The following is a 24,592-nucleotide window of genomic DNA, read 5'->3' as shown; positions in this document are numbered from 1 at the left end:
ATATTCAATTTTAGAAAATGCAGCAAATATTTAATTTTATTTTTAAAAACAGTTATCGGATACTGTTTTTGCTGCTAATAGGCATATCGTTATCCCTTACCATTCAATCCCACTCATTTCACAGAAGTAAGGTTATTAGTTCTGCCAACTATTTGAGTGGCGGTGTTTATGAAAAAGTGAATACCGTTAATGAATATTTAAATTTAAAAACTGAAAATGATGCTCTTGCACTCGAAAATGCAAAACTTCGCAGCATGATCTTTAATACAAAGGACACCGCTACCGCAAAAATACTAGATAGTATCAAAGGAGTAAAATTGCAGGATCTTATAGTGTCGAAGGTAATTCACAACTCCTATAACGTTTATGAAAATTATCTCACATTAAACTCCGGCGAACTTGACGGCGTCAAAACTGATATGGGAGTCATTAATAGTTTAGGTATTGTTGGTATTATAGAAAACACATCGCCAAAATATTCTACTGTGATTAGTGTTTTAAATAAAAGAACTCAAATTAACGCTAAGATCAAAAAATCTGACCATTTTGGCTCTTTAAATTGGGATGGAAAAAGTACAGGTTATGTGCAACTTACAGACCTTCCCAGATTAGCGCTAATTAAAATTGGAGACACAATAGTAACAGGAGGGCAATCAGTGATTTTTCCTGAAAATATTAATATAGGAACCATAGCTAAAATTTATAGAGATGAGCAAACTAATTTTTTTACTTTGAATGTAAAATTATTTAATGATATGACTAATTTAGGTCATGTTTATATTATTAAAAGTAAGGATCGCGACGAAATCATTAACTTAGAAAAAAAAGTGAAAGATGAATAGCGCATTATTAGTCAACATTTTCCGATTTGTTTTACTATTGGCTATTCAAATTATAATTTTTAATAATATGAATTTTTTGGGCTACATAAGTCCATTTCCATATATTTTATTTATCATTCTTTATCCTGTAAATGGGAACAAGTCGGGTTTAATTGCCTCTAGCTTTTTGCTAGGTATAATATTAGATCTATTCAGTAATTCGGGAGGAACGCATGCAACAGCTTGTTTAGTATTAGCATATTTAAGACCATTATTATTTAAATTTGCATTTGGATTGAGCTATGAATACCAAACGATTAAGCTAAATGATGTAATAACACCACAGCGATTTTCGTTTATATTTCTATCTGTGATTATTCATCATTTTACGCTATTTCTTTTAGAAGCATTCCAGTTGAGTTATATATTAGACACTTTAGTAACTACTTTATTGAGCACTACTTTTACAGTTATCCTTTGCATTATTATAATATATCTTATTAAGCCAAACAGACGATGAGAAAAGCATTATTGCCTTCTTTAATTATTCTTGCTACTATTTTACTTGTGATTCGAATTTTTTATTTGCAAGTTGTCGACGAAACTTTAAAATTAAAGTCGGAAAACAATGCAATAAAAAAGAAGTTCGAGTATCCTGAGCGAGGTTATATGTATGATCGTAATGGAAAATTATTAGTTGCCAATCAGGCATCTTATGATATAATGGTAATTCCTAGAGAATTAAAAAAAACAGATACTTTAGAATTTTGCCAGCTTTTAAATATTACTAAGGAAGATTTTATAAAAAAAATTGAAAAGGCAAAAGTTTACAGTCCCAGATTACCCTCTGTTTTTATGTCGCAATTAAACAAAAGTGAATTTGCAGCTTTTCAAGAAAAAATAAGAAAATACGAAGGTTTTTATTTTCAAAAAAGATCCTTACGGGATTATGAAGTTGCTTTTGGTGCTAATATTTTTGGTTTCATCACCCAAGTAAATGAAAAACTAGTTGCAAAAAATCCATATTACAATAGCGGGGATTTAATTGGCCGACAAGGAGTTGAAGAAAGTTACGAAGATCTTTTAAAAGGAATAAAAGGTATCAAATACATTCAAAAAGACAAATACAATAGAGAAATTGGTTCGTACAAAGATGGCAAGTATGACACCATTGCGGTTCAGGGCGAGGATATTAATCTAACAATTGATGCTGAATTACAGAAATATGGCGAGGAATTAATGATTAACAAGAGAGGTGGTATTGTCGCTATAGAACCTAGCACAGGTGAAATTTTGGCACTTGTAACTGCTCCTTCTTACGATCCTGGCATATTAGTAGGTCGACAACGATCTAAAAATTACACCGCACTGTATCACGATTCTATTGCAAAACCACTTTACGATAGAGGGTTATTAGCAGAATATCCACCCGGTTCTCCTTTCAAAATTTTGACAGGATTAGTAGCTTTACAGGAAGGTGTAATTGATGAAAATTCAACAGTTTTTTGTAACCATGGTTTTAGCTATGCTCGAGGTCGCTTTATGCGCTGTCACTGCCGAGGCGGAGCACTACAACTTCATAGAGGAATTTATGAATCTTGTAATTCCTATTTTGCAACTGCCTACATGAAAACAATTAATAAATACGCTAAACCAGCACAAGCCGTTGATGTTTGGGCTAATCATATGACAAGCTTTGGCCTTGGACAGTTTATGGGTTATGATTTACCTACGGGAAAAAAAGGTAAAATTCCTACCTCAAAAACATACAAGCGTATTTATCCTAACGGAGGATGGAGAAGCACAACAATCGTATCAAATGCCATCGGTCAGGGAGAAGTTTTAATGACTCCAATACAGCTTGCCAATATGATGGCTATTGTAGCAAATGAAGGTTTTTACTTTACGCCTCATATTATCAAAAAAATTGAAGGCCACCAAATTGATAAAAAATTTACAACAAAACACACAACCACGATAGACAAAAAATATTATAAACCAATGATAAGTGGATTGTTTGATGTTTACAATATGGGTACGGCAAGCGCTCTTAAAGTAGAAGGTATTGATATTTGTGGTAAAACAGGAACTGCCGAAAATTTTGCCAAAATAGGAGGCAAAAGAGTGCAGTTGAAAGATCATTCTATTTTTGTGGCTTTCGCGCCAAAAGATAATCCAAAAATTGCAATCGCTGTGATGGTAGAAAATGGAGGTTTCGGCTCAACAATTGCTGGACCAATTGCAAGTTTGATGATTGAAAAATACCTTCGACAAAAAATTACAAGACTTGATTTAGAAAAAAGAATTTTAACTACAAGTTTACAAGCTCAGTATGCAAAATTAGGCGGTCTTTCTGAGGCAGTAAAATTACAACTGAGAATTAGTGATTCTATATTAAAAAAGAAAACACAAATCCCTATCAACAAAGCGAAAATTGATTCAACACCGATAGTAAAAAAAGTTATTTAATTCTAATGAAAAACCAAAGTGTAGCAAATAATATTGACTGGATAAGTATATTAATTTATACGGCATTAGTTATTTTAGGTTGGTTAAATATCTACTCTTCTTCTTTGTCCTCCATGGAGGACACTTACCAGAAGCAATTAATATTTATCGTACTTGCAATCCCTCTAATAATTGTTATATTAGCTGTTGATGGAAAATTTTATGAAAAATATGCAAGTATAATTTTTATAATTTCCATTTTGTCCTTAATTGGACTGTTTTTCTTTGGTAAAACAATCGCGGGGCAACGTTGCTGGTACGCTATCGGAAGCTTCACATTACAGCCATCTGAATTTGCAAAAACTGCAACTTCTTTAGCTATAGCTAAGTATCTTAGTGATACCCAAATTAACTTAAAAGATGTTGTAAGGCAATGGCAGGCTTTAGCAATTATTTCTTTACCAGTATTACTGATATTGCCGCAACCGGATCCAGGCAGTGCATTAATTTATAGCATATTTATAATAGTTTTATACCGGGAAGGACTTCCTGCTTGGTATGTCTGGACTGGGTTTGTAACAATACTTTTATTTGTATTAACACTTATTTTCGAACCTCAATATGTAATTCTTATTGGATTACTAATCCTTATTTTTGTTCATTTTAAATCGAGATTAGCGGACAGGAATATTATTCTAAGTACTATTCTTTTTGCATTAATATCCGGTTTTGTATTATCTGTCGATTACCTTTTTGACAATGTGCTTAAACAACATCACAGAGATCGTTTCAATATACTTTTAGGAAAAACGGTCGATATGAAAGGCATTGGATACAATACAAATCAATCCGAAATTGCAATAGGATCAGGTGGTTGGGTAGGAAAAGGATTTCTTGAAGGGACGCAAACTAAAGGTGGATTTGTTCCAGAACAACACACCGATTATATTTTTACAACTGTAGGAGAAGAATGGGGCTTTGCAGGTTCAGTAGCGGTAATCGCACTTTTTGCAGGTTTATTTCTTAGAATAATTTATTTAGCTGAGAGGCAAAAAACTAAATTTAGTCGGGTTTATGGCTATTGTGTTGCTGGAATATTATTTACACACTTTTTCGTAAATATCGCAATGGTGGTGGGAATTTTTCCAACAATTGGAGTTCCACTTCCTTTTTTTTCATACGGTGGTTCTGGACTTTGGGGATTTACAATCTTGCTATTTATCTTTATCAAAATGGATGCTAATAAAGTAAATGAATGGTAGTTATAAAAACTCCATCATAAATATTTAATTTGAACCTTTTATATTTATAATCGGTACGAATTTCTAAACTGCTTTCTATTTGTCCGTCAAATTAAAAAAAGTATAATTCAATCACGGTTTCGTTTGGATGAACATCAGTTACTAATTCGTTGGTTATAATCTTTGCCTCGTTTATGAAAAAACAAATTTGTGATTTACTCTTTCTGACACGAGAATAACAAATTCTCAAATAATCCTTTCAGCTACATATAATTTTTTGCTAGAAGAAAGTATTTAGTTATTTATATTTCATTACCAAATTTACTATCTAGCCCATTTAATCTTTGAAAATACTGTTTTGTTTTCTGTCAAATCGAGCGCAGTCGAGATTCCATGTTGCTTATAAAAGAAGTTCCGCCCTCCGGCTACTCTCAGAATGACACTTTCCATTTGAAAGATTTCAATGCTTTGATCTTAGCGGACTAATTTTTCTAATCCTACCCACTAGCTAAAACAGTTTTTTCATTCTGTTATTATCATCAAAAGTTCTACGAATAGAAGATACTCATAAGAAACAACCAGCGATATAGATAGCTACCTTAAGTTTCAGATCATAAAAAAAAATTGAAAAGTTTACTTATCTTAAATCAATAAATGATTCAATATATTTATCAAATTAATTTCCGTGTAAAAAAAATGCTCCAAAATTATTTTTTGGAGCATTTTTAAATAGATATTTTATTGTATCACTAGGTCTTAGCAAGTTTATCTTTTTTTATTTTCACAGGAATAGTTTTTGATGACATCGACTTCGACTGTAAATCATCCAAGACATTTAAGGCCTCTTCCACGTAAATATCTTTAGCTAAAGCTTCATGCCATCTTTCTCTTTTTTCTTTTAGGGAAACATCATCATTAATGGCTTTCATTTCGTTAGGCAAAGAGTTAAAAATCAATGTATTCTTATAATCAATAATGGGCTTATACTTTTTTGCTTTTTCTTCGATCTCAGCTTGAGCCTTAGTAAATTTTTCAATATTTAAACTATAAACGTTCTCTTTACTTCTACTATCAATCCATTTTGCATTTTCTTCAATAAGTTTAAAGTGAGGATTAATACTAATTCTATTTTTACTATTGATAATGGCCTGATTAAAATTCTCGTTTTGATTCCAAACCGTGTAGTCCGCTTGATCAATTTTGTCCCAAGGCATCGCATTTTCTATATCACGTTCGCCCATTTTTAAATAGGCGTATCTATCTGGCATAACAACATCGCTACGAACGCCTTCTAACTGAGTTGAACCACCATTAATTCTATAAAATTTTTGCGTCGTTGTTTTAATTGCACCTAGATCTCCTACTGTGCTGCTGCGAACAAACTCGTTTAAATCAATTACATTTTGAACAGTTCCCTTACCATAGGTTTGTCTACTACCTACGATAATTCCTCTTTTATAATCTTGAATCGCTGCTGCCAAAATTTCAGATGCACTTGCGGAGAAACTATTTACCATAATAACTAATGGTCCATCCCATTCAATTTTTCTATCTCTGTCGTATAAAACTTCTTTACTTCTTCCAGCCGATTTTATTTGAACAATTGGTCCTTCTTCAATAAATAAACCAGCAATATCAACCACCGTAGATAAAGAACCACCGCCGTCATCACGCACATCAAGTACAATTCCATCAACTCCTGCTTCTTTTAAGCGATCGACCTCTATTGCAATATCTTTACCAGCATCTCTGCCGTTTTTATTTTCAAAATCAATATAGAATTTTGGTAAATAAATAACGCCGTACTTCAACCCATTTTTATTGACAATACTTGATTTAGCATAAGTCTCCTCTATTTCAACTATATCTCTTATAATAGGTATCACTTTAATAGTGCCATCAACTTTTTTAACTGTTAAACGAACTTCTGAACCTTTAGGTCCTTTAATTTTTTTTACGACATCGTCTAATCGCATTCCAACAACTTCAACAGCTTCATTTTTTCCCTGAGCTACCTTCATGATTAAATCGCCAGCCTCCAGCAATTTTCCTCTCCAAGCGGGACCACCAGAAATAAGTTCGGTTATTTCAGTGTAATCGTTTTTCTTTTGAAGACGAGCACCAATTCCCTCCAGTTTTCCGCTGATGCTTACATCAAAGCGCTCCTTCTCTTCTGGTGCAAAATAATTTGTATGGGGGTCAAAACGTGCAGTTATAGAATTCACGTACACTGAAAACCAATCGTTTCTTTCTAAATCTTTTATAAAACCAAAATATTCATCAAGCGATTTAGACGAACTTTCTCTGGTTTCTTTTTCTAAATTATCAAAAGACTTCATTATATACTTTGGATCGTTTTTCTTTTTATCCTGTTCTAATTTCTGCTTGTCAGTAAGAGACGAAAGTGTGGATAACTTTATTTGTTTACGCCACTTTTCTTTTAATTCAACCAAATTTTTAGAATAAGGTGCTTTTTCATAATCAATATTAAAGTCTTCTTCAATCTTGTAATTAAAAGGCTTAGCTAAAATATTCTTGTAAATAGAAGCACTAGCCTCCATTCTTTTAATCAAGCGGCTGTAAGTTAAATTAAAAAAGGATAAATCCTTATTAAGTAATTGATCATCTAGCTGCAATTCGAATTTCGAAAATTCATTAATATCTGATTGCAAAAAGAAACGTTTCGATGGATCGAGCGCTTCAATATAATCTTTATAAATCCCTCTCGAAAAAGTATCGTCAATTGATGCTGGACTATAATGGCCTTTTTCAATAACGAAAGTTAAAAGTTCTAAAAGCAGTTTGTCTTTCTCAGGATCATTTACCTTTGAGGCATTCATTTTAAAGGCAAAAAGTGCCACCGAAATAAAGGCGATTACAACGATGATTTTATAATTTCTTTTCATAAAGTTAAGAATAGTATTCATGAATTTTTATACTAAGATTCGGTAAAAAACAATGCCAAAAATACATGACTTGCTCCAAATAGTTGCTAAAGATATAAAAAATGTTTTGCGATAATAAGTAAAACTCGCTAAGATAACATATTTTTATCTTTTGTTCAAAATATAGCGGTTTGAGTAACTACATTTGTCAAAAAAATTACAAGAAAATATCTTTTTTAATACTGTACCAATGAAAACAAATAAACCTCTAATTCTTATTACAAATGACGACGGTATTTCGGCTCCAGGACTAAGAGCCCTAATTTCAGTTATGGCTGAATTAGGAGAAATTGTAGTTGTCGCACCAGATGCACCTCAAAGTGCTATGGGTCATGCAATTACTACAAATAGCACCTTGTATTTAAATAAAATATCATTAGAAGGAGATTCTTTTACTGAATATAGCTGTTCTGGTACTCCTGTTGATTGTGTAAAATTAGCGGTCAATGAAATCTTGAAACGAAAACCTGATTTATGCGTTTCTGGTGTTAATCATGGTTCTAATTCTTCTATAAATGTAATCTACTCTGGAACAATGAGCGCTGCTGTCGAAGCAGGAATTGAAGGAATCCCTGCTATTGGTTTTTCCCTATTGGATTATGACTGGAATGCTAATTTTGAACCGATAAAAACTTTTATAAAAAAAATAGTGCTCGAAGTTTTAGAAAACGGATTACCGCAAGGAGTTGTCCTCAATGTTAATTTTCCAAAATTGGAAGAAAAAGACATAAAAGGAATTAGAATTTGTCGTCAAGCGAAGGCGTTTTGGGCTGAAAAATTCGATAAAAGAAAAACTCCACAAGGACGAGATTATTACTGGCTAGCAGGCGAATTTATCAATCAAGACAAGGGCGAAGACACTGATGAGTGGGCATTAGAAAATAATTACATCTCAGTCGTTCCTGTACAATTTGATTTAACTGCACATCACGCAATACAAAATCTTAATACTAGAAATTGGAATGAATAAAATAGATTTATTATACGGATTTATATTTGGAATTGTTGCTGCACTTCTGGGAACATACTTATTCATTACCTTTTATACTGATTTTACTTTTGCTTCTGGATTACAAATCCTGAAATCACAAGGCAATCTTGGTAAAGTTATCACCTTAGGAGCAATTCCCTCGCTAGCTGTTTTTGGACTTTTATTATCTTTAAATAAAGAAATGATGGCTCGTGGAGTTGTGTTAGCAGTAATTGCTTTGGCGATACTTACAATATTTATCTAATTAGGATTCGTTTATCTTTGCTATTTACAAGAACATTCCATTTTCAAATCAAACCACTACTACTTAATCGGATAAAAAATGAAATATTATATAATTGCAGGAGAAGCTTCGGGTGATTTACATGGTTCTAATTTGATGAAAGAACTTTATAAAAAAGATCCAAAAGCTGAAATCCGTTTTTGGGGTGGCGACTTAATGAAAAACGTAGGCGGAACATTGGTAAAACATTATCGCGAACTCGCCTTTATGGGATTCATCGAGGTTATCTTTAATTTAAAAACTATTCTAGAAAATATCAAAATATGCAAAAAAGACATTCTCGCATTTCAGCCTGATGTCCTAATTTTTATTGACTATCCAGGTTTTAATCTTCGAATTGCTAAATGGGCAAAAGCATTAGGAATGAAAACGCATTACTATATATCTCCTCAAATATGGGCTTGGAAAGAAAGCAGAATTACTGACATTAAACGAGATGTTGACAAAATGTTTGTCATTCTGCCTTTTGAAAAAAAGTTTTATCAAGACAAACATCAATTTGCAGTCAAATTTGTGGGACATCCATTAATTGACGCGATTCACGATCAAACCTTTACCGATCCAATCCTTTTCCGGAAAGAAAATCAATTAGACGAAAAACCTATTATTGCTATTTTGCCAGGAAGCAGAAAACAAGAAATTACGAAAATGCTATCAGTAATGTTAAGTGTAGTTAATGATTTTCCGACTTACCAATTTGTAATTGCTGGCGCACCTAGTCAAGATTTTTCATTGTATCAGAATTTTATTTCCCAAAGCAATATAAAATTCATTTCAAATAAAACCTATGATTTATTACAAAATGCCACCGCAGCATTAGTAACTTCAGGAACGGCAACACTAGAAACTGCACTTTTTAAAGTACCTGAAGTGGTTTGTTATAAAGGCAGCTGGGCTTCGTACCAAATTGCAAAACGAATCATTACACTTAAATACATTTCATTAGTAAACTTAATAATGGACGAAGAAGTTGTAACCGAATTAATTCAGGATGATTGCAATACAAAAAGAATTCGAGAAGAGCTTAACAAAATTTTAACTCCCAAAATTCGCGTCAGTCTTCTTAAAAAATACAACTTATTAGAAGAAAAATTGGGTGGCATTGGAGCAAGCGAAAAAACAGCTGCACTAATTTTAAAAGATCTACAATAATTAACCGTTGATTATAAAAACTAAATAAAGAAACTCTCTTGAAAAATCTCGTTGTACTTCTATTTTTGACTCTCTTATTTACGGCTTGTAAGTCAACATCGCCTGTTGTCAGTTCAAAAAAAGAAAAAGTCTCTCATTCAGAAAACAGGAAAACGGAACGAATAGCAGAACAATTAATCGATGTTGCTACTAAAAACGTCGGAATAAAGTACAAGTACGGTGGAACTACAAAAACTGGATTTGACTGTTCTGGCTTGATGTACGCCGTTTTTAATTCAGAAAACATTACTATTCCACGCAGTTCTTTAGAGCAGTCAAAGCTTGGGACGGTAATAAATCAGAAGAAAGAAAAAGTGCGAAAAGGAGATTTAATTTTTTTTAAAACGGATAATAGCAAAAAAATAAATCACGTTGGGATTATCATTGAGGTAAATGATGACGACATAATATTTATTCACTCCTCAACTTCAAAAGGCGTTATAATTTCCTCAACCAAACAGTCGTATTATAAAAATACGTTTGCACAAATCAACCGAATTTTATAATTTTTTTTCTTTTTGAAAAACCGTTAAACAATCTCGAGTAAAAATTTACTTAAAATAAATCGTTTCTTATTGAAAATACGTACTTTAGAGTCATGAAAGTACTACAATTCCCTCTTGCGAGGATCACAATTGGATTTGTTTTTGGATTGCTTTTTGCAAAATTTATGATTTCTCCCATTGAGGTGGTTTTCATAATTATTGGTTTTTCTTTCCTGTCTTTCTTTGCACTTTATTTTTATACTAAAAGTAAATCCTCAGTTTACTTTGGCATCGTAACTTATTTTCTGGCCTTTCTTATTGGAATCTCAAATGCAATTATACATACTGATTATTTCCAAAAGAACAATTACATCCATAATAAAAATATATTTGAAGAACCGCATAATATCTCCGTCACAATCAAAGAAAAACTCAAAAAATCGGCTTTTAGTGACCGCTACATTGTTATTTTAAATCACATTGACAAAAAGAAACAAACGGGAAAATTGATACTTAATATTTCTAAAGACAACATTGACCGCAATTTAATCATTGGAACTAATCTATTAATCAGAGGGATTTTAACAAAAAATAAACCGGCTAATAATCCAAACCAATTCAACTACAGTAAATACCTTGAAAATAAACAAATCTATGCGCAACTTTATGCTGAACCTAATCAAATAAAAATAGGAAGCGAAATTAAAAAAGACATCTGGTATTACTCCTCACTGTTGAGAAGTCGTATTATTAAGAATTTAGAAAAGAATCATTTTAATAAAACGGAAATGCATGTCGCTGTTGCGCTAATAATGGGACAGCAACAAGAAATTTCACCAGATATTATTCGGGATTATCAATATGCAGGAGCAGTTCATATATTATCAGTTTCAGGTTTGCACATCGGATTTATTTTAATTTTTTTAACCTTTCTACTAAAACCTATACCAAATACAAGACGCGGTTCGTTCATTAAGTTAATCGTAATAATTTCTTCGTTGTCTCTGTTTGGCATCATTGCAGGCTTAGCACCATCAGTCGTTCGATCTGTTACTATGTTTTCATTTGTCGCAATAGGAATTCATCTCCGCAGAAGCGTTAACATCTATCATACCTTATTAGTTTCCGTCTTACTTATTTTGCTTGTAGAACCTTCTTTTTTATTTGATGTTGGTTTTCAACTAAGTTATATAGCGTTGTTTTTTATAATGTGGTTACAGCCGCTTCTAGCTTCAATTTGGTCTCCTAAAACCAAATTTTCAAAATACACTTGGGATATTCTTACCGTTTCGTTTGCAGCGCAAATAGGAACCTTGCCATTGAGTATTTATTATTTTCATCAATTTCCTGGTCTGTTCTTTATTTCGAATCTCATTATTATCCCTATGTTGAGTATTATAATGGTTTTGGGAGTTCTAGTAATGGTTTTAGCGGCATTCAACATAATTCCCGTTTTTATTTCACAATTACTTGAATGGAGCATTTATTATTTGAACAAAATAGTAAACATTATAGCTTCATTTGAACAATTTATTATTACAGATATTCCGCTTCATTCATACTTATTTGTGTGTAGTTATTTATTGCTATTGACAGTCATTATTTGGTTCAAAAAACCAAGTTTTAATAAATTAGTTTATGTTATGTTTTCAATAATTATTTTACAAATTTCGTACTTTACAATAAGATGGAATGTTCACAAAGAAAAAGAACTTGTTATTTTCAATAGCAATAAAAACACGTTAATAGCGGAGAGGAATGGAGATAATATAATCATAATTGCTAATGACAATCTTCTAAAATCGGTTGATAGAAACACCATTTTAAATTCATATAGTTTAGGGAATCACAGCAAAATTGTGGAAAAAACAAAATTGCAGAACTTCATCTTTTTTAGTGGAAAAAAAATATATGTACTGGATAGTACGGTGATTTATCCAGAGGATATTGCTGCTGACATACTCCTTTTGACACAATCAACTCAGGTAAACTTAGATCGGGTATTACAAGTTATGCAGCCTAAAATGGTTATCGCTGACGGGTCAAATTATAAAAATTTTCGAATAAAATGGAAAAAAAGCTGTGCAAAAAACAATATCCCTTTTCATGCCACTGCCGAAAAGGGATATTATATTTTGAAATAGAACTTTTTTATTCTTGTTGTCTGTTTAAAATTTCTGTTGCGTCTGTAATCCAAGACTTAACACCTCCAGGTTTATATCCTGTTTTACCTATAAGCTGATATGTAATTTTTTCTTTTCTAATGCCTGCTTTCGAAAAACATATTTCTGGTAATTCTTGCACTCCAAACGCTTTCTTTAAAGATAAATTCCGCGTTAAATATTCATTTGAAGAGTCGTCAGTTAAGTCTAATTTTACTAAAATAACATTATCTCTTGACCATAAAGCGAAATCCAGTGTATTAAGAATTTGTGCATTTAAAGCACCTTTGCTAGTATTACTATCTGTAAACAAAATTAACATTGGTTTTTTATCTTTATTACTTGCAGTGATAGCGGTTGAAATATCGTTATTCCAATTAACGACTTGAGAATGCATGCTCATTATAAATAACAATGATAGCGATAAAAGTAATTTTTTGATCATAAGATTTGGTAATTAAAAGATTTGCATCAAAATAACAAATTAAATAAATAATACCCAAGAAAAAAACAATATAACTTAACAAAAATCACAAATAAAGGGAAATTAGGGATTTATTTCTTTTTTAACATGTCATTTGTTACAGCTAACCATGCTGCCGGGCCACCAGCTACATAGCCAATGCTTCCAAGACCTTCAAAATTAACTTTGCCGTCTTTTTTGGTAGCCTTTGCAATAACTACAGTTGGGAATCCTTGAATTCCAAAAGCTTGTTGTAATTCGCTGTTTTGTTTCTTAATTTCTGCTGTCTGCTCACTTCTTCTTGGGAAATCCAGTTCAACTAAAACTACATTTTCCTTAGCCCATTTAGCAAACTCCGGTGTTTTGAGTACCTCTTTTTGTAAACGAATGCACCAGCCACACCAATCGCTACCCGTAAAAAACAATAATAATGGTTTTTTAGTTTTTTTAGAAACTTCCATTGCCTTGTTGACATTTGTTTCCCACACTAACTCTTGTGCTTCGACGGCAAATGAGCCCGCCAATAATAGAAATACAATTATGATTTTTTTCATTTTGTGATTTTATTTTTTTGATTTTCAAATATAGTGCCGTAAAATATTTTTTACTTCACTTCTTGCATTAATTTTTTTATGAAAGGCGAAATAGCGATCAAAATAATACCAGCCACTAAAGCGTACACTCCAAGCTGATAATATCCATCAGCATAAACGTTTAATTTCTGTAAGTTGGTGGAGTTTTCGGATGCCTCCGCAATGTTTGCACCAAGTAGACCTGCAAAATACTGACCGTATGCGCTTGCTAAAAACCACATTCCCATTATAACCGCTTGCGTTTTTTGAGGAGAAAGTTTGGTCATTGCACTCATTCCAATAGGCGACAAACATAGCTCTCCAAAAGTAATAATAAACCACCCAAAGGTAAAAACTCCTAAAGACGTTCTTCCAGTTGTTGGATCCGCAAAGAATTTTGTATAATAAAAAATGTAAAATCCACCTGCAAGAAATATAAATGCTAATCCAAATTTAATGACGGTATTTGGCTCTATTTTTCTTTTTGCCATCCATAACCAAACTAAACCAACCAGCGCTGCAAAACCAATAACAAAGAAAGAGTTAGCAGAATTATTTACCCCATTAGGACTTAACTGAATTCCTGCTATTTCATTGTTCAAATTATTTGCTGCAAACAAACTTAATGAACCACCACTTTGCTCAAAAAAAGCCCAAAAGAAAATAGAGAATATTATAAAAATCAACGCTGCCAATAATTTTTTATTTTCGGCCATTGTAAAATTCTTCATTTCAGAGAATAAATATAATATTGATGCTGGCCCAATAAAAATCATAAAATAATCCGTGTAAACAGTATTAGCAACCATAATAATAATAATTGGTACAATTGCCAATGAACCAATGTATGTTCCGATTTCAAGTGATTTTTTCTTAGATTTTTCAATCGAAAGTAATGGAGAAATACCTATTGTCCCTAGACTTTTTTGAGTTTGTGTAAAAGTTAACAAACTAATTATCATCACAACAGCTGCTAGTCCAAATCCAACATTCCAGCGAAGATTTATAGGAACTAAGGACTGCCACATCGAACCTTCCGCTACTGCAATACATAAATAACCGCCAATTAAAGCACCCAAATTTACCCCCATATAAAAAAATGAAAATCCTGCGTCTCTTCTTGGATCATTAATTTTATACAATTGTCCTACCATCGAAGAAATGTTTGGTTTGAAAAAACCTGTTCCTACAATTGTGAAACCCAATCCAATAAAAAAGAAATTTACAGGATCAATTGCCAGAATTACACTTCCAACAATCATAAGAATTCCACCCCAAAAAAGCGACTTTCGTAATCCTAAAATTTTATCAGCAAATAATCCGCCTATAAATGTAAAAGCATAAACCCACGCCTGTGTTGCGCCATATTGCAGATTTGCAGTTTTCTCATCCATAGCTAAATGACCTACCATAAAAACTACTAACATTCCTCGCATTCCGTAGAAACAAAAACGTTCCCACATTTCGCTAAAAAATAAATACCATAATTGTTTGGGGTACTTCCCTTCAAAATTTTGTATTTGTTCTAATGATTGATTGATTTCCATAATTAATTAATTCCGTGGTCTTTCATTACCTTATTTAAGTTTTTTACAAGAGCAAACATAAGCACCGTTGCAAACATCAGCAAACCAAAATTAATCCAGAAAAAATTAGCTTTATCATCATACTGATCCCACATACTGGCTAAAACACCAGATAATTTATTACCAATGGACGTTGACAGAAACCAACCGCCCATCATTAAAGCCGTAATATTTTGTGGCGATAATTTGGATACAATTGACAAACCCATCGGACTTAGAAATAATTCTCCAATAGTTATGATTCCGTAATTTGCAACTAGCCACCAAACAGATACTTTTTCAGCTCCGTTACCACCAATATGAACCGCAGCAACCATCACCAATACTGATAATGCCGAAATTAGTAAACCAAAAGCAATCTTTGTGGGCGTAGATGGTTCTTTTTTTCTACTTCTTAAAAAAGTAAAAAAAGCAACTATTAACGGAGTTAAAATGATGACCCAGCCGGGATTGATTGATTGACTTAAATTAGTTGCCCAGATAGAAACTTTAGAACCCTCAACAGGTTTTTTTTCTTCGGAAACATTTCTAAAATAGATAGGATAATCGACTGTTTTTACAATTTCTCCATTTTCTTTCTGAAGCCTAAAACTGGGGTCATACAACTCAGTAGCATCCTTTTTATATTCAACCTCTTTAGCTAATTTTAAACCATTGAAAACCGCTTTTGTAGTTCCAGTTATTTCTCTGTTTGTATAACGGTCAGCCCAAGTTGTAAGTGCAGATCCATTTAATTTAAAAACAGCCCAAAATAAAATAACGACAGCAAAAATAGACAGCAAAGCACCTATTTGTCGTTTCTCCTCTACCTTAGCCTTAAAATATAAACTCCCATAAAAATAAACTACAGGAATACAAGCAAAAATAAAGGCATCAGTACTATCCGAACCAAAAATAGCGCTGTTTAAATTACTATCGCTTTGTACTCCTTTTATTAACCATCCTATAACCCCAAATACAACGGACGGAAGCAAAACAAATAACACAATTTTTGAGAATGGCATATCGCCTTGTTGAATTCCTTTTTTCTCCGTCTTATCACCGTAATGTTTGGTTCCTGATAGAAATACTATAACACCAATAAACATTCCCAAGCCAGCAGCCATAAATGCATATTGCCAACCTAACAGTATTTGCAACGCAGCACCAAAGAAATTACAAATAAAAGCACCAACATTTATTCCCATATAAAAAATGTTGTACCCTTCATCTTTTTTATCAATGTATTTTTCTTCGTTGTAGAAATTTCCTAAAAGTGTTGAGATATTAGGCTTAAAAAATCCATTACCCACAATAACTAACGTCATTGCAACATATAACATGGTCAAGCTATGAATACCCATCATAAAGTACCCTGCCCCCATCATTATCCCACCGATGACTATAGATTTTTTATATCCCAAATATCTATCAGCAACTAACCCGCCAATAAATGGAGTTAAAAATACTAATGCAATAAAAGTTCCATATAAATCAGAAGCTTCTTTTTCAGTCATTGCAAATCCTGATTCTACATCTTTAAGATAAAGAGTAAATATTCCAATCATTAAATAGTAACCAAAACGTTCCCACATTTCAGATAAAAATAAAAAAGGTAGCGCTCTAGGATGATTTTTCCACATGGTAAAAAAGGAATTAAAATTAAAAATTACCTACCCGAATTAATCCGATAGGTAATTGTACTGAAATATTTATTTTTAACGTACTCCGTGCATCATTTTCTTTAAAACTGGAGTTAAGGCAAATAAAACTATGGCTGCAATACCTGTTAAAATTACGAAAACCATAAAAAATTCAAATAGATTATGAATTTCAAAACCAGCGAAAATAGGGTTAGTTGCGCTAATTTGGTTCGTTTCTAAAACTTGTAGCTGCTCTGATGTAGCTATTACCGTTTTATCTAAAATAGGTTGCAGGTCTATTCCTAATTCTTTTGCTTTGACAAATTTCTCACCTGTTGCAGGCATAATAGATCCTAAAGTACCAGATAAAGCATAACCAGCAGCATTAGAAAGAAAAAATACCCCAAATAGTAAAGAGGAAAAACGTTTTGGAGACAATTTACCTACTAAGGATAATCCGATAGGCGATAAACACAACTCAGCAAAAGTTTGAATCAAATACAAAAGAATTAACCATTTAATAGCAAGAAGTCCAGTATTACCTAGATCTTTTACGTTGTATGCAATTATAAAATAACTTACTGCAATAAGTGCCAATCCGATGGCTTGTTTAACAGGCGAAATAGGTTCTTTTCCATTTTCTCTTAATTTGTCCCAAAGGATACTAAAAGGTAATGCGAAAGCAAAAACAAAAATTCCATTAAAAACTTGTACCATTGAAGCGGGCATTTGCCATCCAAACATAAAAGTTCTATCAGTTTGATTTGCCGCAATAAATGTTAAAGAAGATCCTGCTTGTTCGAAAGCAGCCCAAAAAAATATGATGAAGAACGCAACAATATAAATGACAAAAATTCTGTCTCTCTCTATCTTTGTTAACGAACTATCTGAAACTATCAATCCTGCTAAAGTCAGACCACTTGCATATATAATAGGATAAATAAATGTTTTAATAAAATTATCACCCCCTAAAATATAACGGAAAGCGAAAAATAAAATTACAAATGAAACCACAGCTCCAATCAAAGCTTGGGTAGAAAAAACTGCTTTTTGTGCTTCTCCTTCTTCGTAGTCATTTGCATCGTTCTTAGAAGGTAGTCCTCCTAATGGTTTGCCATCTGGAGTAACAACATATTTGTCTTTCAAAACATAGAAAACTACCGTTCCAATTAACATTGCAATAGAAGCTGCCAAAAATCCCCATTTGAAAGCATGAACGTTTTGAACACCATCTACAACTTGATCCCCTAAATAAGGACAGATTGTTTGCCCTAAAAAAGCACCTAAATTAATTCCCATGTAGAAAATTGTAAAGGCCGTATCTAATTTAGTTTTTTCCTGTTTTGGATACAAACTTCCAACCATACTTGAGATATTTGGTTTGAAGAATCCATTTCCAAAAATAATAATTCCTAGTGCGGACCACATTAGAGTATTGGCCAAACTTATATTTGTACCAAAGATACTGGCACTAGTAAATAGTAGAAATTGTCCTAAGGCCATCATAAGACCACCCAATATAATACAATTTCGATTTCCAAAGAAACGATCGGCTATAAAACCACCTAACATAGGAGTTAGGTAGCAAAGTCCCAAAAATCCTCCATAAATTAAGGATGCATCAGACTCTTTCATTAACAAAGAGTTAACTAAAAACAACGTTAAAATTGCTCGCATTCCATAAAAATTGAAACGCTCCCACATTTCGGTTCCAAATAATACCCAAAGTCCTTTAGGATGTCCTGATTTTACTGCTATTTCATTCATTTTGTCTGCTTAATTTTTATTTGTTTTATTATTGTTATTCGTACTCTTATTATTAACTATTTTGCACTCTTGAATCGAGAGCAACTACTTACCGCCAAATCAAAATCGAGGTTAACTATAACTCAATTACGATCTTGTTTTTTATGGAATTACGTAATATTTATAAATTATAAATTTTCTTTAATAAAGTTAGTCATCTTAGTATACAACTGAATTCTGGTATTACCTCCATAAATTCCGTGATTATTGTCTGGATATATTTCCGAATCAAATTGCTTGTTGGCCTGAATCAATGCTTCCATCATTTGCATCGAGTTTTGAACATGCACATTGTCGTCGCCTGAGCCATGAATTAAAAGAAATTTTCCTTTCAATTTACTTACATGATTTATTGGAGAGTTTTCATCATAACCACTGGCATTTTCTTGTGGTGTTTGCATATAGCGCTCTGTGTAAACGCTATCATAAAAACGCCAGTTTGTTACCGGAGCTACTGCAATTGCCATTTTAAAAATATCATTCCCTTTCAAAATACAATTTGACGACATAAATCCTCCATAAGACCAGCCAAATATACCAATTCTCGTTTTATCCACAAATGAATAATTCCCTATCACTTTCGCAGCATCGATTTGATCTTCTACTTCATATTTCCCTAATTCCTTTTGTGTTACTTTTTTGAAATCTGCTCCTTTAAAACCAGTTCCTCTTCCGTCAACACAAGCCACAATATAGCCTTGTTGAGACAACATCATAAACCAATAATCATCAGCTCCATTCCAGTCATTGTTCACTTGTTGCGATCCAGGACCTGAATATTGATACATAAAAACAGGATATTTTTTTGAGGCATCAAAATCCTTTGGCTTAATTATCCAAGCATTTAATTCATTCCCTTTTTCTGTTTTTAAAACAAAAAATTCTTTTTCTGGTAAATTATATCCTTTTAATTTACCGGACAAAGCTTCATTATCTTGAATTACTTGAACTTCCTTACCTGCTTTTGCTTCGTTCAAAGTATATTTTGTTGGCTGAGATGCACTCGAAAAATTGCTGATGTAATACTGGAAATTTGGGCTAAAAGTTGCTTTTGTAGTTCCAACACCTTGGGATAAGCGCACTTTGTTTTTCCCGTCCAGACCTATTCTATATACATCTCTGTTGATGGAACCATTTTCTACAGACTGGTAAAAAAGTGTATTCGTTTTTTCATCTAAACCGTAATACTCTGTAACTTCCCACTTCCCTTTGGTCACTTGGTTTTTCAATTTTCCAGTTTTGTTATATAAATAGATATGATTGAATCCATCTTTTTCACTTGTCCAAATAAAGCTGTTATCTTTTAGGAAAGTTAAATTATCTGTCACGTCAATATATGCTTTGTCTTTTTCATTCAAAACTACTTTCGCAGCACCTGAAGTTCCGTCAACAAACAACAAATCTAAATTATCTTGATGACGATTTAATATTTGCGCTGATAAAATATTACTGTCTTTTGTCCACTTCATTCTTGGAATGTAAAAATCATTATACTGAGCAAGGTCAATATTTTTTACAGCATTAGCGTTTACGTCATAAATATGCAATGAAACGATTGCATTTTTTTCTCCTGCTTTTGGATATTTAAAAGTTTGAACCGTTGGGTACAAATCTTTTCCAAACATCGACATCGAAAATTCAGGAACCTGACTTTCGTCAAAACGAATGTAAGATACTTTTTTGCTATCGGCACTCCAGTCAAAAGCTTTTACAAATGAGAATTCCTCTTCATAAACCCAGTCTGTAATTCCGTTGATTATGCTATTCTTTTCACCATCTGTAGTAATTGCAGTTGATTTTTTAGAATTTAAATCATAAATAAAAAGATTATTTTCTTTTGCGTACGCTATTTTATTACCGTCAGGAGAAAAAGTAGGTTCCTGAACTTGAAAATCAAATGGCTTTTTCAATTCTTTGGTTGCAATATCATACAAATAGTAATCAGCTGTGAATGAACGACGGAAAATTTGATTGGTGTTACAAGCCAATAAAATCATTTTTTCTGATGCATCAAATGTGTAACTATCAATCCCGTTAGCTAATTCTGGATATGATTTAGTATCAATTAAAGTGGACACTTTTTTTAAGGTTGCAAAATCATATAAATCGACACTCATGCTTCTTGCTTGCATATTGACGTTAAGGACGGTATATTGATTGGTGTTTTTTAATGATTGCAATTCATCCATTCCTTTTGCGCGAAATGTACCGTTATAAATTTGATCAATTGTAATTTTTTGCTGACCTACGACCGTAAAACAAAGAAGTAAAAATAGTGCTAGAATTCTTTTTGAGTACATGCTAATTATTTAAAGATAAAAACGGTCAATTTTAGTGAAAAAAATACAATTAACGGTTGTGTTTTGTGTTAAATGTAAAAATAAATAATTGTGCCATGCGAAAATCTACTAAATTTTGGTTGCATTCAAAACGCCTAAAACCTTATATTTGCAACTAATTTTACCCTAATCAATTGAGAATGAATAAGGCTATTAGCGGATTTTCTAAATTATCCAAAGAGGAAAAAATAAAATGGATTGCCAATCAATATTTTTCAACGCCTACAGAAGCGATTGCCTTGCTGAAAAACTACTGGAATTCTGATGAAAAAATACAGAAATTACATGATGAATTCATTGAAAATACGATAACTAATTTCTACATTCCGCTAGGAGTAGCTCCTAATTTTCTAATAAATGGAAAATACAGCACTATTCCTATGGCAATTGAAGAAAGCTCAGTAGTAGCCGCTTCCGCAAAAGCTGCCAATTTCTGGTCTACACGTGGCGGATTTAAAGCAACTGTGCTTAACACCGAAAAAATAGGTCAGGTTCATTTTATATATAAAGGAGATGCTTCAAAATTGAATGCCTTTTTTAGTCAGATAAAATCTAAATTTTACGATGAAACCGAATCGCTGACCACAAATATGCAAAAAAGAGGTGGCGGCATTCTAGATATCATCTTAAATGATAAAACTAATTTAATGCCGAATTACTTTCAGCTGCATGCTACCTTTGAAACTAAAGATAGCATGGGAGCCAATTTTATTAATTCGTGTTTAGAACAATTTGCAAAAACACTAAAAGAAGAAGCAAGCCACTACAACTTATTTAACGAACAGGAAAAAGAAATTGAAGTTGTGATGAGTATCCTTTCGAATTATGTTCCAAATTGTATTGTTAGAGCTGAAGTTTCTTGCGCTGTAAACGAGTTGCAAGAAAAGCAAATTCCGAATCCTGAAGAGTTTGCTTATAAATTTATACAAGCTGTGCAAATTGCAGAAGTCGAGCCTTACAGAGCCGTTACTCACAATAAAGGTATTATGAACGGAGTTGATGCCGTAGTGCTTGCCACAGGAAATGATTTTAGAGCTGTAGAAGCTGGAATTCATGCTTATGCATCTAGAAATGGACAATATTCGAGCTTGTCTCATGCTAAAATTGAGGATGGTATTTTTAGTTTTTGGCTCGAAATTCCTTTAGCCTTGGGAACAGTTGGAGGATTGACCTCACTACATCCTTTAGTAAAGTTATCATTAGAAATGCTTGAAAATCCTTCAGCTAAAGAGTTAATGCAGTTTGTAGCTGTAGCTGGACTTGCTCAAAATTTTGCCGCGCTGCGTTCCTTAACAACAACAGGAATTCAGGAAGGTCACATGAAAATGCACTTGAATAACATCATCAATCAGTTTGAAGCAACTGATGAAGAACGAGTTTTAATTCAGAAATATTTCAAGAAAAATGCTATTTCGCATAGTTCGGTGGAAAGCTATATCATCAGTTTAAGAAAATAATTTTAAAAACCCTTTCAAGGTTCCGAACCCTTTCAGGGTTTAAAACCCTGAAAGGGTTAAAATCGATACTGAAATAAATTCAGCGTAAATGAAAAAAACATTTTACAGCAACGGCAAGCTTTTAATTACTGGAGAATATCTCGTATTAGATGGTGCAAAAGCATTTGCATTACCTACAAAATTTGGACAAAATTTAATTGTTGAGGGTGGTTTAAATAAAGAATTTCAATGGAAAAGTTACGATTCAGACGGCAGTATTTGGTTTGAAGACACCATTTTATTTAGCGAAATTACGACAGCGGAAAAAACTGAAGAGGAATCCGTTAGAACAACATTAATTAGAATTTTGCGAGAAGCGTATTTATTAAATTCAGCCTTTATTACAAAATCGAATGGCTTTAAAGTAACGACCCAACTAAGTTTTCCAAAGAATTGGGGATTAGGAACGTCCTCTACTTTAATCAATAATATTGCACAATGGTTAGAGATTGACGCTTACAGTTTACTAAATAATAGTTTTGGAGGCAGTGGATATGACATTGCTTGCGCGCAAAATAGCAACCCTATTATTTACCAGTTAGACCACGGAAAACCTAATGTTGAAAAAGTAGTTTTCAATCCTGCTTTTACGTCAAATATTTACTTTGTATATCTCAATAAAAAGCAAAACAGCAAAACAGCTATAGCCGCTTACCGTAAAAACAAAAAAAATAATCTTACGGAGACAATTGCAACAATTGATTGCCTCACGCAAGAAGTTTTACTTGCAAGCAACGTTCAATCATTTGCGGCAGCAGTAAAAAAACATGAATTTGAAATGAGTGTAATGCTGGAAACACCAACAGTGAAAGATACTTCATTCCCCGACTTCAGCGGAACAGTTAAAAGCCTTGGTGCTTGGGGAGGCGATTTTGTAATGGTTATCGCCACTGAAAATCCAAAAGACTATTTTATGTCAAAAGGATATGCTACTATTATTCCTTATAATGAAATGATATTGCAGTAACGCTAACTCCAGTTGTCAAAATGGAAGCGTCTCAACACGCGAGAGCAACTTCATTGGGATGCTTACAGCATGACAAAGTAATAGATTAGTTATACTTTAACAAACACAAACTACTCCGTTTGTCAAACTGGAAGCGTCTCAACACGCGAGAGCAACTTCATTGGGATGCCTCCAGCATGACAAAGGAATAGATTAGTGATACTTTAACAAACACAAACTACTCCGTTTGTCACGCTGGAAGCGTCCCATCACGCGAGAGCAACTTTATTGGGATTCTTACAGCATGACAAAGTTATAGATTAGTAATACTTTAACAAACTCAATCCCCTCCGTTTGTCACGCTGGAAGCGTTTCACCAAGCGAGAGCAACTGTATTGGGATGCTTGCAGCATGACAAAGTAATAGATTAATAGGCCACAACGTTTGTCACGCTGGAAGCATCTTAACACGGGAGAGCAACTTTAAGGGAATGCTTACAGCATAACAAAGCAATAGATTCGTAATACTTTAACAAACACAATCCACTCCTTTTGTCACGCTGGAAGCGTCTCGCCAAGCGAGAGCAACTTTATTGGGATGCTTGCAGCTTGACAAAGTAATAGATTAGTAACAATAGCAAACACAAACTACTCCGTTTGTCACGCTGGAAGCGTCTCAACAAGCGAGAGCAACTCTATCGGGATGCTTCCAGCATGACAAAGGAATAGATTAAGTACTACCTTAGCAAACACAATCCACTACGTTTGTCACGCTGGAAGCGTCTCAACAAGCGAAAGCAACTTTATCGGGATGCTTGCGTCGTGATAAAGTAATAGATTTCTAGGCCAATCCGTTTTTCACGCTGGAAGCGTCTCAAAATACGAGAGCAACTTTATTGGGATGCCTCCAGCATTACAAATTAATAGATTAATACACACCGTTAGTCACGCTGGAAGCGTCTCAATATGCGAGAGCAACTCTTTCGGGATGCTTCCAGCATGACAAAGTAATAAGTTAGTAATACTTTAGCAAACACAAATTACTCCGTTTGTCACGCTGGAAGCGCCTCACCACGCGAGAGCAACTTAATTGGGATGCTTGCGTCGTGATAAAGTAATAGATTTCTAGGCCAATCCGTTTTTCACGCTGGAAGCGTCTCAACATGCGAGAGCAACTCTATCGGGATGCTTCCAGC

Annotated in this window: 18 protein-coding genes; 11 read left to right on the top strand and 7 right to left on the bottom strand. The window is 33.3% G+C overall.

Features of this window, described 5'->3' with window-relative positions; translation table 11 throughout:
• The first annotated feature begins 17 nt into the window (after positions 1–17).
• The 4 genes from mreC to rodA are packed head-to-tail and all read left to right on the top strand — an operon-like array spanning position 18 to position 4,531.
• Positions 18–842 (top strand): rod shape-determining protein MreC, encoded by an 825-nt coding sequence (gene mreC / locus BUB42_RS12720; protein ID WP_073020952.1) that lies wholly within the window; start codon positions 18–20, stop codon positions 840–842.
• Positions 835–1,341 (top strand): rod shape-determining protein MreD, encoded by a 507-nt coding sequence (locus tag BUB42_RS12715; RefSeq protein ID WP_073020949.1) that lies wholly within the window; start codon positions 835–837, stop codon positions 1,339–1,341. Before mreC ends, BUB42_RS12715 begins: the two co-directional genes overlap by 8 nt.
• Positions 1,338–3,290, top strand: a complete 1,953-nt coding sequence (gene mrdA / locus BUB42_RS12710) for a penicillin-binding protein 2 (protein WP_073020946.1) — start codon at positions 1,338–1,340, stop codon at positions 3,288–3,290. Before BUB42_RS12715 ends, mrdA begins: the two co-directional genes overlap by 4 nt.
• A 5-nt stretch (positions 3,291–3,295) precedes the next feature.
• A complete protein-coding gene (rodA, locus tag BUB42_RS12705) occupies positions 3,296–4,531 on the top strand; it encodes a rod shape-determining protein RodA (protein ID WP_073020944.1) in 1,236 nt (411 codons plus the stop codon).
• 728 nt (positions 4,532–5,259) lie between these two features.
• On the opposite strand, the gene BUB42_RS12700 is transcribed toward rodA, so the two are convergent.
• Positions 5,260–7,437, bottom strand: a complete 2,178-nt coding sequence (locus BUB42_RS12700; RefSeq protein WP_073020942.1) for a carboxy terminal-processing peptidase — start codon at positions 7,435–7,437, stop codon at positions 5,260–5,262.
• Positions 7,438–7,645: 208 nt separating this feature from the next.
• On the opposite strand from BUB42_RS12700, the gene surE reads away from it, so the two are divergent.
• The 5 genes from surE (at position 7,646) to BUB42_RS12675 (ending at position 12,549) form a co-directional block, all read left to right on the top strand.
• Positions 7,646–8,425, top strand: a complete 780-nt coding sequence (gene surE / locus BUB42_RS12695; RefSeq protein ID WP_073021060.1) for a 5'/3'-nucleotidase SurE — start codon at positions 7,646–7,648, stop codon at positions 8,423–8,425.
• Entirely contained in the window at positions 8,418–8,690 is a 273-nt protein-coding gene (locus BUB42_RS12690) for a hypothetical protein (protein ID WP_073020941.1), read from the top strand. The genes surE and BUB42_RS12690 overlap by 8 nt, the downstream gene beginning before the upstream one ends.
• A gap of 78 nt (positions 8,691–8,768) precedes the next feature.
• Positions 8,769–9,881 (top strand): lipid-A-disaccharide synthase, encoded by a 1,113-nt coding sequence (lpxB, locus tag BUB42_RS12685; RefSeq protein WP_073020938.1) that lies wholly within the window; start codon positions 8,769–8,771, stop codon positions 9,879–9,881.
• A 38-nt stretch (positions 9,882–9,919) separates the two neighbouring features.
• A complete protein-coding gene (locus BUB42_RS12680; protein WP_073020936.1) occupies positions 9,920–10,426 on the top strand; it encodes a C40 family peptidase in 507 nt (168 codons plus the stop codon).
• Between the two features lie 92 nt (positions 10,427–10,518).
• Entirely contained in the window at positions 10,519–12,549 is a 2,031-nt protein-coding gene (locus tag BUB42_RS12675) for a ComEC/Rec2 family competence protein (protein ID WP_073020933.1), read from the top strand.
• Positions 12,550–12,556: 7 nt separating this feature from the next.
• Here the strand turns inward: BUB42_RS12675 and BUB42_RS12670 are convergent, their stop codons facing one another.
• From BUB42_RS12670 to BUB42_RS12645, 6 genes are all read right to left on the bottom strand, one after another.
• The gene (locus tag BUB42_RS12670; RefSeq protein ID WP_073020931.1) at positions 12,557–13,012 is read right to left on the bottom strand and encodes a thioredoxin domain-containing protein; all 456 of its coding nucleotides are present in this window, start codon (positions 13,010–13,012) and stop codon (positions 12,557–12,559) included.
• A gap of 110 nt (positions 13,013–13,122) precedes the next feature.
• The gene (locus tag BUB42_RS12665; RefSeq protein WP_073020929.1) at positions 13,123–13,584 is read right to left on the bottom strand and encodes a thioredoxin family protein; all 462 of its coding nucleotides are present in this window, start codon (positions 13,582–13,584) and stop codon (positions 13,123–13,125) included.
• Between the two features lie 50 nt (positions 13,585–13,634).
• On the bottom strand, positions 13,635–15,149 hold the full coding sequence (locus tag BUB42_RS12660) for a peptide MFS transporter (protein ID WP_073020927.1): 1,515 nt from the start codon (positions 15,147–15,149) through the stop codon (positions 13,635–13,637).
• Between the two features lie 2 nt (positions 15,150–15,151).
• Entirely contained in the window at positions 15,152–16,810 is a 1,659-nt protein-coding gene (locus tag BUB42_RS12655) for an oligopeptide:H+ symporter (protein WP_073020925.1), read from the bottom strand.
• Between the two features lie 75 nt (positions 16,811–16,885).
• Positions 16,886–18,577 carry a peptide MFS transporter gene (locus BUB42_RS12650; protein WP_073020923.1) on the bottom strand — a complete coding sequence of 564 codons (1,692 nt, stop codon included), beginning with the start codon at positions 18,575–18,577 and terminating at the stop codon, positions 16,886–16,888.
• A gap of 167 nt (positions 18,578–18,744) precedes the next feature.
• Positions 18,745–20,916: a S9 family peptidase gene (locus BUB42_RS12645; protein WP_073020922.1), complete on the bottom strand. Its 2,172-nt coding sequence runs from the start codon at positions 20,914–20,916 to the stop codon at positions 18,745–18,747.
• Positions 20,917–21,095: 179 nt separating this feature from the next.
• On the opposite strand from BUB42_RS12645, the gene BUB42_RS12640 reads away from it, so the two are divergent.
• Positions 21,096–22,412 (top strand): hydroxymethylglutaryl-CoA reductase, degradative, encoded by a 1,317-nt coding sequence (locus tag BUB42_RS12640; protein WP_073020920.1) that lies wholly within the window; start codon positions 21,096–21,098, stop codon positions 22,410–22,412.
• Between the two features lie 88 nt (positions 22,413–22,500).
• Complete coding sequence (locus BUB42_RS12635) at positions 22,501–23,418, top strand: GYDIA family GHMP kinase (protein WP_073020917.1); 918 nt, start codon at positions 22,501–22,503, stop codon at positions 23,416–23,418.
• Positions 23,419–24,592: the final 1,174 nt, after the last annotated feature.

The sequence above is a fragment of the Flavobacterium micromati genome, from assembly GCF_900129585.1.
In the GTDB taxonomy this organism is placed as follows: domain Bacteria; phylum Bacteroidota; class Bacteroidia; order Flavobacteriales; family Flavobacteriaceae; genus Flavobacterium; species Flavobacterium micromati.
Note: the sequence above shows the minus strand (reverse complement) of the source record. Positions and strands in the feature narration are given on the sequence as shown.

Bases quoted from the DNA above. Each gene is read 5' to 3' on its own strand.
- BUB42_RS12635 (WP_073020917.1), top strand. From the start codon at position 22,501: ATGAAAAAAACATTTTACAGCAACGGCAAGCTTTTAATTACTGGAGAA.
- BUB42_RS12700 (WP_073020942.1), bottom strand. From the start codon at position 7,437: ATGAATACTATTCTTAACTTTATGAAAAGAAATTATAAAATCATCGTT.
- BUB42_RS12640 (WP_073020920.1), top strand. From the start codon at position 21,096: ATGAATAAGGCTATTAGCGGATTTTCTAAATTATCCAAAGAGGAAAAA.
- BUB42_RS12675 (WP_073020933.1), top strand. From the start codon at position 10,519: ATGAAAGTACTACAATTCCCTCTTGCGAGGATCACAATTGGATTTGTT.
- mreC (WP_073020952.1), top strand. From the start codon at position 18: ATGCAGCAAATATTTAATTTTATTTTTAAAAACAGTTATCGGATACTG.
- BUB42_RS12715 (WP_073020949.1), top strand. From the start codon at position 835: ATGAATAGCGCATTATTAGTCAACATTTTCCGATTTGTTTTACTATTG.
- BUB42_RS12670 (WP_073020931.1), bottom strand. From the start codon at position 13,012: ATGATCAAAAAATTACTTTTATCGCTATCATTGTTATTTATAATGAGC.
- BUB42_RS12660 (WP_073020927.1), bottom strand. From the start codon at position 15,149: ATGGAAATCAATCAATCATTAGAACAAATACAAAATTTTGAAGGGAAG.
- rodA (WP_073020944.1), top strand. From the start codon at position 3,296: ATGAAAAACCAAAGTGTAGCAAATAATATTGACTGGATAAGTATATTA.
- mrdA (WP_073020946.1), top strand. From the start codon at position 1,338: ATGAGAAAAGCATTATTGCCTTCTTTAATTATTCTTGCTACTATTTTA.
- BUB42_RS12650 (WP_073020923.1), bottom strand. From the start codon at position 18,577: ATGAATGAAATAGCAGTAAAATCAGGACATCCTAAAGGACTTTGGGTA.
- BUB42_RS12665 (WP_073020929.1), bottom strand. From the start codon at position 13,584: ATGAAAAAAATCATAATTGTATTTCTATTATTGGCGGGCTCATTTGCC.
- BUB42_RS12645 (WP_073020922.1), bottom strand. From the start codon at position 20,916: ATGTACTCAAAAAGAATTCTAGCACTATTTTTACTTCTTTGTTTTACG.
- BUB42_RS12690 (WP_073020941.1), top strand. From the start codon at position 8,418: ATGAATAAAATAGATTTATTATACGGATTTATATTTGGAATTGTTGCT.
- surE (WP_073021060.1), top strand. From the start codon at position 7,646: ATGAAAACAAATAAACCTCTAATTCTTATTACAAATGACGACGGTATT.
- lpxB (WP_073020938.1), top strand. From the start codon at position 8,769: ATGAAATATTATATAATTGCAGGAGAAGCTTCGGGTGATTTACATGGT.
- BUB42_RS12655 (WP_073020925.1), bottom strand. From the start codon at position 16,810: ATGTGGAAAAATCATCCTAGAGCGCTACCTTTTTTATTTTTATCTGAA.